12 protein-coding genes are annotated in these 12,911 nt (G+C 60.1%); 5 read left to right on the forward strand and 7 right to left on the reverse strand.

Annotated elements, in window-relative coordinates; all coding sequences use genetic code 11:
• Nucleotides 1-148 precede the first annotated feature (148 nt).
• Nucleotides 149-1,057 carry an AraC family transcriptional regulator gene (locus tag LB453_RS05465; RefSeq protein WP_103794655.1) on the forward strand — a complete coding sequence of 303 codons (909 nt, stop codon included), beginning with the start codon at nt 149-151 and terminating at the stop codon, nt 1,055-1,057.
• Nucleotides 1,058-1,067: 10 nt separating this feature from the next.
• On the opposite strand, the gene LB453_RS05470 is transcribed toward LB453_RS05465, so the two are convergent.
• From LB453_RS05470 to LB453_RS05490, 5 genes are all read right to left on the reverse strand, one after another.
• Nucleotides 1,068-1,730 carry a DedA family protein gene (locus LB453_RS05470; RefSeq protein ID WP_103794656.1) on the reverse strand — a complete coding sequence of 221 codons (663 nt, stop codon included), beginning with the start codon at nt 1,728-1,730 and terminating at the stop codon, nt 1,068-1,070.
• A gap of 105 nt (nt 1,731-1,835) precedes the next feature.
• Nucleotides 1,836-3,026, reverse strand: coding sequence for a cystathionine beta-lyase (metC, locus tag LB453_RS05475; protein ID WP_103794657.1), 1,191 nt, complete (start codon nt 3,024-3,026; stop codon nt 1,836-1,838).
• A gap of 131 nt (nt 3,027-3,157) precedes the next feature.
• Nucleotides 3,158-4,444, reverse strand: a complete 1,287-nt coding sequence (locus LB453_RS05480) for a TRAP transporter large permease (RefSeq protein ID WP_103794658.1) — start codon at nt 4,442-4,444, stop codon at nt 3,158-3,160.
• 9 nt (nt 4,445-4,453) lie between these two features.
• Entirely contained in the window at nt 4,454-4,960 is a 507-nt protein-coding gene (locus tag LB453_RS05485; protein WP_103794659.1) for a TRAP transporter small permease, read from the reverse strand.
• A 46-nt stretch (nt 4,961-5,006) separates the two neighbouring features.
• A complete protein-coding gene (locus LB453_RS05490; RefSeq protein ID WP_103794660.1) occupies nt 5,007-5,984 on the reverse strand; it encodes a TRAP transporter substrate-binding protein in 978 nt (325 codons plus the stop codon).
• 351 nt (nt 5,985-6,335) lie between these two features.
• Here LB453_RS05490 and exbB point away from each other — a divergent pair, with 351 nt between their 5' ends.
• Together exbB and exbD are read left to right on the forward strand one after the other, a co-directional pair.
• Nucleotides 6,336-7,061, forward strand: coding sequence for a tol-pal system-associated acyl-CoA thioesterase (gene exbB, locus LB453_RS05495; protein WP_199187294.1), 726 nt, complete (start codon nt 6,336-6,338; stop codon nt 7,059-7,061).
• A 4-nt stretch (nt 7,062-7,065) separates the two neighbouring features.
• Nucleotides 7,066-7,488, forward strand: coding sequence for a TonB system transport protein ExbD (gene exbD / locus LB453_RS05500; RefSeq protein ID WP_103794662.1), 423 nt, complete (start codon nt 7,066-7,068; stop codon nt 7,486-7,488).
• 62 nt (nt 7,489-7,550) lie between these two features.
• On the opposite strand, the gene LB453_RS05505 is transcribed toward exbD, so the two are convergent.
• The gene (locus LB453_RS05505; RefSeq protein WP_103794663.1) at nt 7,551-8,891 is read right to left on the reverse strand and encodes an aspartate aminotransferase family protein; all 1,341 of its coding nucleotides are present in this window, start codon (nt 8,889-8,891) and stop codon (nt 7,551-7,553) included.
• Between the two features lie 54 nt (nt 8,892-8,945).
• Nucleotides 8,946-10,310: an ethanolamine permease gene (eat, locus tag LB453_RS05510; RefSeq protein WP_224481613.1), complete on the reverse strand. Its 1,365-nt coding sequence runs from the start codon at nt 10,308-10,310 to the stop codon at nt 8,946-8,948.
• A 243-nt stretch (nt 10,311-10,553) separates the two neighbouring features.
• On the opposite strand from eat, the gene LB453_RS05515 reads away from it, so the two are divergent.
• Entirely contained in the window at nt 10,554-11,558 is a 1,005-nt protein-coding gene (locus LB453_RS05515; RefSeq protein WP_103794665.1) for a phosphotransferase enzyme family protein, read from the forward strand.
• Nucleotides 11,559-11,696: 138 nt separating this feature from the next.
• On the forward strand, nt 11,697-12,764 hold the full coding sequence (locus LB453_RS05520) for an AraC family transcriptional regulator (protein ID WP_103794859.1): 1,068 nt from the start codon (nt 11,697-11,699) through the stop codon (nt 12,762-12,764).
• Nucleotides 12,765-12,911: the final 147 nt, after the last annotated feature.

A 12,911-nucleotide genomic window follows, 5' to 3' on the forward strand; every position in this document is an offset into this window, starting at 1 on the left:
CAACAAACCTGCCCCCGTTTTTATTGTGGGCGGCAATTCCGTTTCCCGCTCTGCCTGATCCTGCGTAAGTCTTGCCTGTTTCTCCATTTCAGTGGCGGATTTCGCAGCAGCCTGACAGACTGGTTTTTTTACCCTGCGAGAGATATGCATGGCGCACGAAGCTTTGTGTCAGCACCTGGCGAACCAGGTCGTGACCCTAATGACCCATGGACGCAACCGCCTTTGTCCGGTGCAAAACGTCAACCTGATCTACCTTAATCAATATCAGCCGCGCACGCCGATGATGTACCTGCCCGGTATCGTGATTCTGTTTCAGGGCAGCAAAACCGGCTATCTCGGCAGCACCGTTTTTACCTATGACGCCACCAAATATCTGATGCTCACCGTGCCGCTGCCGGTTGAATGCGAAACCTGGGCGTCGCCGGAGGAGCCGGTTGCCGGCATGTTTCTGACGGTGGATACCGCCACCCTGCAGGATCTGCTGATTGAGATTGGCGATGACGAAGATTTCCAGCCGCAGCCGCAAACCTCTGGCATTCACTCCGCCTGGCTGACCGAGCCGATGCTGTGCGCGGCGGAGCGCCTGCTGGACGTCATGGTGCATCCGCGCGACGCGCGCGTGCTGGGGCCGCAGATCGTGCGGGAGATTATCTACTACGTGCTGACCGGGCCGACGGGCGGCGCGCTGCTGTCGCTGGTGAGCCGCCAGACCCAGTTCAGCCAGATTGCCCGCGCGCTGCGCCGTATTGAAAACCACTATGCGGAGAATCTCAGCGTCGATGCGCTGGCGGCAGAGGTAAACATGAGCGTCTCGGCGTTTCATCACAACTTCAAGGCGGTGACGCAAACCTCGCCGCTGCAGTACCTGAAGCGCTACCGGCTGCATCAGGCGCGGCTGCTGATGCTGCATGACGGGCTAAAGGCGAGCGCGGCGGCGGTGCGCGTGGGCTACGAAAGCCCATCGCAGTTTTCACGGGAGTTTAAGCGCTATTTCGGCGTGACGCCGGGAGAGGAGATTAGTCGCGTGCGTCAGACGGTGGCGGAGCCGCAGGCCTGACGCCGCGCGATCACGCCTGCTTTTGCCGACGCTTTTTCCAGATCACCAGGATGCTGCCCGCGAGGCCGACAAACAGCAGCACCATCGGCAGCACCATCAGGATCGCCATCACCTGATCTTCGTGGCGCTTAATAAAGGGCACCTGGCTGATGCCGTAGCCAAACGCCACCACGATCGCTACCCACAGCAGTCCGCTCAGCCAGTTAAACAGCTGAAAGCGGCCGCTCTGCAGGCCGGAGATGCCCGCCATGGTTGGCAGAATGGTGCGGACGAATGCCAGAAAGCGGCCCACCAGCAGCGCCATCAGGCCGTGGCGGTTAAACAGCTGCCACGCGCGCTGGTGATATTGCGCCGGCAGGTGCATAAGCCAGCTCTTGACCAGGCGCGTATTGCCGAGCCAGCGTCCCTGAAGGTAGCTCAGCCAGCAGCCGAGACTGGCGGCGGTAGTGAGGATCACCATGGTGGGGATAAAATCCATTACCCCTTTGGCGACCATCGCGCCCGCCAGCAGCAGTAAGCTGTCGCCCGGCAGAAAAGAGGCGGGAAGCAGGCCATTCTCCAGAAACAGCGTCAGAAACATGACGCCGTAAACTACCCAAACCACATTTGGATCGGCCAGCGCGGCGAAGTCCTGATGCCAGAGCGCATGAACAATCTCGTGTAAAACACTCATCTGCTATCCCATCGAGTCACAAGGAATCTATTTTAGCGGCAATCCGACAGCGAGATTTGATCTGCGGCCGGACGCCATGGCGTGGTTGAGGTTCCGTTTAAGTTTCTACTGCGTCAGGCGTGCAAAACCCGCCGTTAAATCGTCAATCAGGTCGTCGACATGCTCCAGGCCAATATGCAGACGCACCAGGGTGCCGTCAAAGTCGACGCCGCCCGCTGGCCTGATCGCCGCCAGCTCTTCCGGCTGATTCGCCAGAATCAGCGATTCATAGCCGCCCCACGAGTAGGCCATGCTGAAATGGTGGAAGCGATCGAGGTAATGCGCCAGTTTTTCGCCGCTGAGTTTTTCATGCAGCACGAACGAGAACAGGCCGCTGCTGCCGCTGAAGTCGCGTTTCCAGAAGGCGTGGCCTTTGCTCTCAGGCAGCGCCGGATGGTTAACGCGCGCCACTTCCGGCCGCGTCGCCAGCCACTCCGCCACCTGCAGCGCGCTCGCCTCATGCTGACGCAGGCGAGTAGCAAGGGTGCGCAGGCCGCGGCTCGCCATATAGGCGCTGTCGGCGTCCACCGTCTGGCCCATCAGATAGGAGTTCTCGCGCAGCTGCTCCCAGCAGCGGGCGTTTGCCACCGCGGTGCCGATCATCGCGTCGCTGTGGCCGATAAGATATTTGGTGCCCGCCTGAATCGAGATATCGACGCCGTGCGCCAGCGCGTTGAAGAAAAAGCCCGCTGACCAGGTGTTATCCATGATGATCACCGCCTCTGGCGCCCTGGCGCGCACCGCCGCGACAATCGCCGGAATATCCTGCACCTCCATGGTGATAGAGGCGGGCGACTCGAGAAACACCACGCGGGTTTCCGGGCGCACCAGCGCGCCGATTTCGCTGCCGAGGGTATGATCGTAGAAGGTGGTGGCGACGCCGAGCTTGCTGAGAATTTTGGTGCAGAAGTCCTGCGTCGGCTCATAGACCGCGCCGCACATCAGCACATGATCGCCCGCGTCGACGAACGAGAGGATGGCGTTTGCCACCGCCGCCGCGCCGCAGGGATAGAGCACGCAGCCCGCGCCGCCTTCCAGCTCGGTCATCGCCTCCTGCAGCGAGAAGTGGGTCAGGGTGCCGCGGCGACCATAGAAGAGTTCGCCGCTGGCGCGTCCCGCCGTGGCGCGCTTTTTATCGGCAACGCTATCGAACACCAGCGACGAGGCGCGCTGGATCACGCTGTTGACCGCGCCCTGCGTGTAACGTTTGCTGCGCCCCGCGCTGACTAAGGTGGTATCGATTTTTTTGGTCGTCATTCGTGTCTGCCCTGCCGCCTGCTACAAAGCCTTCACGTTACCACGAATTGCCGGTCAGGGTTGACCCCAAATCCTGATATTCAGAACCTGCCCGCTAGCGGAAAGGCGGCGGCGCGCCGCCTTTCTACCGGTTACATCACCCCCATCAGACGCGGCAGCCAGAGCGAAATCGCCGGGATATAGGTGATCAACATCAGCACGATAAAAAGCAGGCCGTAAAAGGGCAGCATCGCGCCCACCACCTGCTCGATCTTCTGCTTGCTCACCGCGCTGGCGACAAACAGCACCGTGCCCACCGGCGGGGTAATCAGCCCGATGCCGAGGTTGGTCATCATGATCATGCCGAAGTGTACCGGATCGATGCCGAGCGCGGTCGCCACCGGCAGCAGCACGGGCGTCAGGATCAGGATAATCGGCGCCATATCCATTAGCGTGCCAATCACCAGCAGCAGCAGGTTGATGCACATCAGAATAACGTACTTATTATCCGACAGGCTGGTAAAGGCGTCGGTAATAATGGTCGGCAGCTGCATAAAGGTCATCACCGCGCCGAAGCCCGCCGCGAAGGCGATCAGCACCATCACGATCGTCACCGTCTTAATGGTGCGGAACAGCAGGATATGCAGCTGGCTCCACTTAAAGTCGCGATAGATAAACATGGTAACGAAGAAGGCCCAGAGGCAGGCGATCGCCGCCGACTCCGACGCGGTGAAGATGCCGGAGAGTATGCCGCCAAGAATAATGACGATGGTAAAGAGGCCCCAAAAGGCGTCGACGAAAATCTTCACCGCCTGGCGAAACGGAATGCGCTCCCCTTTGGGATAGCCGCGCCTGCGCGCGAAGGCGAGGCACATCACCATCAGGCAGAGCCCCAGCAGCAGGCCGGGAAAGATCCCGGCGACGAACAGCGAGGAGATGGTGACCACGCCGCCGGTCGCCAGCGAATAGATCACCGAGTTATGGCTCGGCGGCGTCAGCACCGCCTGCACCGAGCCGCTGGCTGTCACCGCCGCCGCGAAGTCGCGCGGATAGCCTTTCTGCTCCATCTGCGGGATCATCACCGAGCCGATCGAGGCGGTATCCGCGACCGACGAGCCGGAAATCGCGCCGAAAAAGGTCGAGGCGACGATATTCACCAGCGACAGCCCGCCGCGAATAAAGCCGACAAAGATATAGGCGAAGTTAACCAGCCGCCGCGCAATGCCGCCCTCCGCCATAATCGCGCCCGCCAGGATAAAGAAGGGAATGGTAAGCAGCGAGAACTTATTTACGCCGTTTGTGATCTGAATAATCACCGCTTCCAGCGGCAGATCGATCCACCATGCGCCGATAAAGGCGCTAAGGCCCACGGCGAAGGCGACGGGAAACCCCAACAGCAGCAGCACTACCAGGCTGCCGATCAACATCAATGCGTCCATGGTCGCTCCTTAATGTGTGCCGCCTAAAACCACCACCGGCCGCTGGCTTTGATCGCCGTTCAGCAGCCGCTCAACAACAAACAGCAGGGTAAACAGCGCGCCAGCGGGGATCGGCAGATACATCTCGCCGTAGGTCACCGCAGGCAGCGCGGCGAGCGGCTGGACCCACATCGCCACGCAGAGGTTGTAGCTCGCCTGGAAGATGATCAAACAGGTCGCCACCATCAGCAGATCGCACAGGCGCAGCATCCGCCGCTGCGCGGTGGGTGAGAGGCGATCGGTCACCATTGAGACGCAGATATGGGTACCGGCGCGGAAACCGACCGGCGCGCCGATAAAGGTAAAAATAATCATGCAGACGATGGCGACCGGCTCGGGCCAGGCCAGCGCGCCGTTGAGGACGTAGCGGGCGAAAATGCCGATGGGGATCACCGTCACCATAATCAACAGCGCGACGGCAGCGATCGCCATGCACAGCAGATAGAGCCCATCCATCAGACGAGAGTATCGGTTCATATGCGTTACCTGAATAACGCCGTGCGGAAGGCGCGGCGGCGAGGGGTTAGTTAACGTCGGCGATCTGCGTCATCAGATCCTGATACTTGCCGCCAAATTGATCGCGCACCGGCTGCGTGGCTTTGATGAAATACTCTCTGTTGGTCTCCTGAAAGGTCACGCCGCCCGCCTTCATCTTCTCAATTGACTGCTGGGTATAGGTCGCCCAGAGCTGGCGCTCTTCATCCTGCGCCTCTTTGCCGAGCTTTTTCAGCAGCGTCTGATCTTCCGGCGACAGGCGCGCCCACGACGCTTTAGAGAAGAGGATCATTTCCGGCTGGATAAAGTGGCCGGTCAGGGTGTAGTACCTGGTTACCGGCAGGTAGTTGTGGGCGACAAAGGTTGGCGGGTTGTTTTCCGTGCCGTCCACCACGCCAGTTTGCATGGCGCTGAAGACTTCACTGACGCCCATCGCCACCGGATTAGCGCCCATCGCTTTCAGCGTCGCCAGCGAGATGGCGCTGTTCTGCACGCGGATTTTCATCCCCCTGAGATCTTCCGGCTTGCCGAGCGGCTTTTTGGTGATCATGTTGCGCTCGCCCGCATCGGTCCAGCCGAGAAAGATCATGCGCGCGTTGGCGTCCGCCTCGAACTTGTCGACGATCTCTTTGCCGACCTCACCGTCCAGCACCTTGTGCATATGGTCGACGTCGCGAAAGATATAGGGCAGCGTCAGCACGCTGGTTTCCGGCGCGATCGTGGTGACCGGCGCCAGCGAAACGCGGATCATATCGATGGCACCGAGCTGCACCTGCTGCAGCGTCTGATCTTCGTCGCCCAGCACGCCGCCGGCGTAGACTTTCATCTCCAGCCGACCGTTGGTGGCCTGCCTGAGCTTGTCGCCCATATGCTGCAGCGCCACGACGGTGGGGTAGCCAGCGGGCTGCACCTCCGCCACTTTTAATACCTTCGCCGACGCTGGCGCCGCGCTCAGGCCGAGCGCAGCGCAGACGGAAACGGCAAGGATCCATTTATTCATGCTCATTATTTTTTTCTCCAGCAGGTAGAGGAGGGCACAGGTATAAGCGGCAGAGGAAGCGGCCCGCGTGCTGCCAGAATAGGCAAATCGCGCTGGCTGAAAATGCGGCAATGCTGATTGAATGAACAAGCTCACATTTTGAAACGTTGTTTTAATAAATTTATATGGGAAATCACATTTCTGAAATGGCGCTGGAAAATTGACATAAAATGGCGTCAGCAGCCCGCTGAGCCGGGCGCTCTGTTTGTAAATACTAATGAGAACTACTATCAATTCGCTGTTTTTTTGCTATTATTCGCGCTTATCCATTATTCCTGCATATGAAGTTGGAGACGCAGCGTGGTAGCCAGTGATTTGATGCAAACGGACCTCTCCGTTTGGGGCATGTATCAACATGCTGATATCGTGGTAAAAGTGGTAATGATCGGCCTGTTGCTGGCGTCGGTGGTGACCTGGGCTATTTTTTTCGGAAAGTTTGCCGAGCTTAGCGCAGCGAAACGTCGACTGAAAAGCGAGCAGCAGGCGCTGAGCGAAGCCCGCAGCCTGGGCGACGCCGCCCGCGCCGCCGGACAGTTCAAGAGCCACAGCCACAGCGCGGCGTTGCTGAATGATGCCCAAAACGAGATTGCGCTTTCGGCGGGCGTCGAAGATACCGACGGCATTAAAGAGCGCACCAGCTTTCGCCTTGAGCGCCGCGTCGCCGCCTTTAGCCGCCACGCCGGCCGCGGCAACGGTTTTCTCGCCACTATCGGTTCCGTTGCGCCGTTTATCGGCCTGTTCGGAACGGTATGGGGCATTATGAACAGCTTTATCGGCATTGCGCAGACGCAGACCACCAATCTGGCGGTGGTCGCGCCAGGCATCGCTGAAGCGCTGCTGGCAACGGCTATCGGCCTGGTGGCAGCGATTCCGGCGGTGGTGATTTATAACGTCTTTGCGCGCATGATCGCCAGTTATAAAGCGTCGCTGGGGGATGTGGCCGCGCAGATTCTGCTGCTGCAGAGCCGCGATATCGACCTGGGCAACCTGAACGCGAAAAGCGCGGAAGCTCGCCCGGCCGCTCAGAAATTGCGCGTAGGTTAAGTTTATGGCGATGCGATTAAACGACGATCTGGAAACCGATGGCGAAATGCATGAGATCAACGTTACGCCGTTTATCGACGTTATGTTGGTTCTGCTGATCATCTTTATGGTGGCCGCGCCGCTGGCGACCGTGGATGTTCGCGTTAATCTGCCCGCCTCTACCAGCGCACCGCAGCCGCGGCCGGAGAAGCCGGTTTATCTGTCGATCAAAGCGGACAAGCAGTTCTATATCGGCAATGAGCAGGTAACGCCGGAAACGCTGGTGAGCGTGCTGAACAGCCAGACCGAGGGCAACAAAGAGACCACCATCTTCTTCCAGGCTGATAAGTCAGTCGACTATGAAACCCTGATGAGCGCGATGGATAAGCTGCGCGGCGCGGGCTATCTCAAGATCGGCCTGATGGGCATGGAAACGGCGGCGAAGTAAAGGCCGCGCGTGGGAAAAGGGCAGCCTCAGGGCTGCCCTTTTTGTTGGCTCGCGCGTCGGGTCTACTGCTGTAATTTGCGCAGGCAGCGGTCCATTGCGCTGACCACCCAGTCGATATCCTGCGCCTGGAAACAGAGCGGCGGGCGGATTTTCAGCACGTTGCCGTAGGGGCCGGCGACGGAGGTCAGCACAAACTCCTCGCGCAGCGCCTCCACCAGATCGAGCGCCAGACCTTTATCGGGCTGCTTGCTCTCCCTGTCCGTCACCAGTTCAAAACCGATAAACAGGCCAGCGCCGCGCACTTCACCGATGCACGGATAGGTCGCCTGCAAGGATTGCAGGGCCGCCAGCAGCGCGGCGCCGGTTTTCAGGCTGTGGGCCTGAAGCGCTTCCTGCTCAATAACATCCATCACCGCATGCGCCGCCGCCATAGAGACCGGGTTGCCGCCAAAGGTATTAAAGTAGGGCAGCTTATCGCTAAACGCCGCCATTACCGGCGCCTTCGCCATCAGTCCCGATACCGGAATGCCGTTGCCCATCGGCTTACCGGTGGTCACCACATCGGGAACCACACCGTGTCGGGCAAAGCCCCAGAAGGCCTCGCCGGTGCGGGCAAAGCCGGGCTGCACTTCGTCAGCAATAAAGATCCCGCCGTTTCGATGCACCACCTCAATCGCCTGCTTTAAAAAGCCGGGCTGGCCGGGAAGCACGCCATCTGACGAGAAGATCGAGTCGGCAAGAAAGCCGGCAAACTTAATGCCGTGCGCGCTCATATCGTCGATCTGCATCTGGATCTGCTGCGCGAACCACGCCCCCTGATCCGCCGTCTGGATACGGTAGAAATCGGGCGGCGCCACCAGCCGGGTGGTGGGGGAAAGCGGCTGACCGCTGCCCAGCGCGGGCGAGACGCCGGAGGTAAGCGCGCTGGTGCCGTGATAGGCTTCTTTTGAGACGATAATCCCCGTGCCGCCGCTCCAGCACTGGGCAATGCGGATCGCCAGATCGTTCGCCTCCGATCCGGTACACATATACATCGCCCGATCGATTTCAGCGGGCAGGGTGGCCAGAATGCGGTCGCTGTAGGCCAGGATCGACTCGTGCAGATAACGGGTGTGGGTATTCAGCTGCATCATCTGCTTATGCACGGCGTCCACCACCGCCGGATGGCAGTGGCCAATGCTGGCAACGTTGTTGTACATATCCAGATACTGATTGCCCGCCTTGTCCCACAGATACTGCCCCTGTCCGCGTACCAGATGAACCGGATTGCGGTAAAACAGCCGATAGGACTCGCCCAGCACCTGGCTGCGCTTATCGGTCAGCTGGCGAATCGCCGGGGAGAGCCTCTCCGCGTGCTCAGCACGAAAGCTGTTGGTATCCATAATGGTTGAACGTACCGTCATCGTAACTCCTTGCTGCTGGTGCTGCCCGGCTGGGCAGCCGGGCTGATATAAGCGTTAGTCGGTTTCTGCGGCCACAGAGGTCCGCGCAATCGCGCCGCGGCGGGACTGGGTGGTAAGAAAATAGAGATAGCCCGCCACCATCAGCCCGACAAACAGCGCGCCGATCTGCGGGTTAAACCACAGCATCGCTATCAGGCAGATCGCCGCGCCGCACAGGGCAAAGGCCGGGATCAGCGGATAACCGGGCGCACGGTAGCTGCGCGCCAGCGTCGGCGCCGAGCGGCGCAGCTTAAACAGGCTCAGCATGCTCATGATATACATGACGATGGCACCAAATACCGACATGGTGATCATCGCCGCGGTCAGGCTCATGCCCTGAAAGCTGATGCCGTCTGAGAAAATGGCGAGGATGCCGATCGCGCCGCCCGCCAGAATCGCCCGGTGCGGGGTGTTAAAGCGCGACAGCTTCGCCAGCGACGGCGGCAAATAGCCCTCGCGCGCCAGCGCAAAGAACTGGCGGGAATAGCCCATGATAATGCCGTGAAAACTGGCGATCAGACCGAACAGCCCAATCCAGACCAGCATATGCATCCAGCGTGAATCGTTGCCCACCAGCATTTTCATCGCCTGCGGCAGGGGATCGTTAATGCCCGACAGCGTGCGCCAGTCGCCCGCGCCGCCGGCAAACACCATCACGCCAATCGCCAGCACCACCAGGGTTAAAATGCCGCTGATATAGGCGCGCGGAATAGTGCGGCGCGGCTCTCTGGCCTCTTCGGCCGCCATCGCTACCCCTTCAATCGCCAGGAAGAACCAGATGGCAAACGGAATAGCGGCAAACATGCCGGAGACCGCGGCCAGCGAGAATGACGTCTGACCCGCCCAGCCGTGAGCGACAAAGTTTGTCAGGCTGAAGCCTGGCGCCACCACGCCCATAAACACCAGCAGTTCAATCACCGCCAGCAAGGTGACCAGCAGCTCAAAGGTGGCCGCAATGCTGACGCCGACAATGTTGAGGCCCATAAAGATGGCGTAGGCGCAGACCGCGATAAGTTTGGGGTTCACCTCTGGAAACTGCACGTTGAGGTAGGCACCTATCGCCATCGCAATAGCCGGGGGAGCGAACACAAACTCGATCAGGGTGGCGATGCCGGCAATCAACCCGCCGGTGTCGCCGAAGGCCCGGCGGCTGTAGGCAAAAGGGCCGCCTGCCTGTGGAATGGCGGTCATGAGTTCGGTAAAGCTGAAGATAAAACAGCTATACATGGCGGCGACAAAAAGGGTGGTCACCAGAAAGCCCAGGGTGCCGGCGGCGCCCCAGCCATAGCTCCAGCCAAAGTACTCTCCCGATATAACCAGTCCCACGGCGATACCCCAGAGTTGCAGGGTGCCCAGAGTGGGTTTCAGTTTCTCTTTCATCACTGCGTTCCCCGTCTGTGTAAAGTGAAAGGCGATGCCTAAAAAGCTGACGGGTAGATGATGGACACAGCGGCGAGAGAAAAACTTGACCGCAGAAAACAGAAACTCGTCGGCTGGGGTCAAGTTGCCCCACCACAGGCCGTGGTGACTCTGCTGAAGTCAATTTTTGTCTGCTCTCAGGTCAAGCGTGCGGGGCGGGTTCAGCGCCATGCTGGTTCCACACGAGGAGAGAGGGAGCCAGCGATGAGCATTAAGCAATATGACACCTTAAGTAACGACGCCATTCTTCAGCTTGCCCACCAGGCGTTGCAGGCCTATCCCGCCTGCCTGCACGCCGAGGTCAAACTGCTGTGCCGTTCCGAAAACGCGACCCTGTCTGTCAGCACCCCGCACGGACGCTATGCGTTACGCATTCACCGCGGCGATTACCACACGAAGCAGGATATTGAAAGCGAGCTGCACTGGCTGGACGCCCTTCAGGCCGCCGCGATCTGCGTGCCGGTGGCGGTGCGCGACGGGCAGGGCGGACGGATTCAGACGCTGCCGCTGGCGGAGGGCGGCGAACGCTATGCCGTGCTGTTCCACTGGATAGAGGGCGAGATGCTCACCGACGCGGTCGATCCGGCGGCCTTTCGTCAGCTGGGGCGCATCACTGCGCAGCTGCACCACCACAGTCGGCGCTGGCAAAAGCCGCAGGCGTTTCGCCGCATCGTCTGGGATCATCACAGCATGGTTTCGCCTGCCGGCCACTGGGGCGACTGGCGTGAGGTGGCGGGGCTAGCGCCGTCGCAGCACGCGGTGGTTGAGGAGACGCTGGCGCAGGTCGGTCGCGAGATGGCCGCATTTGGGCAGTCGCCCGATCGCTACGGCCTGATCCACGCCGATCTGCGTCTGACCAATCTGCTGGTTCATCAGGGCGAAACGCGGGTGATCGATTTTGATGACTGCGGCATGGGCTGGTATCTGCACGATCTGGCCGCGGCGATCAGCTTTGTCGAGCATCATCCCAGCGCCCCGCAGTGGGTAGAAAACTGGCTAAACGGCTACGAACAGGTGGCGCACCTCAGCGATGAGGATCTCGCCATCCTGCCGTCGATGCTGATTCAGCGCCGCATTCAACTTACCGCCTGGGTCGCCTCCCATTGTGAAACGGAGATGGCCCGCAGCCTCGGCAGCGGCTGGGCCGGCGATACGGTGCGGTTGTGCCACCGCTACCTCGACGGCGCGCCTCTGCCGATCGGCCTGTAGCGCACTCTGGCGGTGCCTGCATGAACGACAACAGTGCAACCGGCGGCGGCACGGTGCTAAGTGGCTGTAATCTCATCTCCGGCGGCTGGTATGTTTCTTGCAGAAACTAACGATATTCAGTTTCAGGCGGAAAAGATCATGGCCAGCAGATTTCCCGAGGTTGCGCTGACGGCGATGTCCAGCGCAGGCAGCAGTCACCGTGGCGTCCTGTCGGCCGCCGCGACAGGACTGGGTGATTTCATCAATGCGCAGGGCGGCGATGTGGATCGCATTTTTGGCGTCAGCGGCATCGACGCCGCTACGCTCGCCTGCCCGACGCTGAGTCTGGATCTGGTGAACTACTGCCGGGTGCTGGAAGAGGCCGCCAGCCAGGCGGGGGTAGACAATTTCGGTTTGCAGTATGGCCATCAGTTCCGGCCGCAGTCTCTGGGCCTGATTGGCTATATCGGCCTCTGTTCGGCAACCCTGGAGCAGGCGCTGCGAAACGTGGTGAACGCCTTTCCCTGGCATCAGCACAATACCTGCGTCCGCCTGACGGAGCACAGCGATTGCTGGCAGCTCGACTATCAGGTGCGTCACGGCGCAATTCTTCTGCGCCGCCAGGATGCAGAGCTGACGCTGGGCATGTTTCTTAACCTGATTCGCCACGCGGCGGGGCGGCACTGGGCGCCGCGCGAAGTCCATTTTGAACATCCGCGCCCTGAGCACTGGCATGAACACTGTAAGGTCTTTGATGCGCCGGTCTATTTCGACCAGCCCTTTAACTCGATGATCATCGTTAAGGCGGATCTGAACCGCAAAATGCCGGATCACGATCCGATGCTGCTGCTGGTGATGCAGGATGCGATCCGTCGCCTCAGCCCGCCGGTGGTCAGCCAGGATACCGTTAACCAGACCCGCACCGATATTCATCTTCAGCTGCTGAATGGCGAACCCTCGCTGGAGATTATCGCCGAGAAGCAGGGACTCTCCGCCTGGTCGCTGCAGCGGCGACTGCGCGATGAGCAGACCAGTTTCTCCGCGCTGGTGGACAGCGTGCGCAAAGAGATGGCGACCCATTATCTGAAGCAGCACCATCTGTCGGTCTCTGAAATGGCGCTGCTGCTGGGGTATTCCGAGGTCAGCGCCTTCTCGCGCGCGTTCCGGCGCTGGTTTGGCTGCAGCCCGCGCGACTGCCGTAAATCGCAGAGCAGCGTTTTTCTCTGAGCGCGCGGCTGTGATTGACGGTCACGGGCGCAAGCGCTGACAAGCATACTCAGGCAGCGCCCGCCCGCGTAACGGTGAATTATGCTGCATAATTGCGGGGTTAATTATTTGTTACTCTTGGTTTCAGAATTGTAAAGTGCAATGGTG

This window comes from Pantoea agglomerans (genome assembly GCF_020149765.1).
GTDB lineage: Bacteria > Pseudomonadota > Gammaproteobacteria > Enterobacterales > Enterobacteriaceae > Pantoea > Pantoea alvi.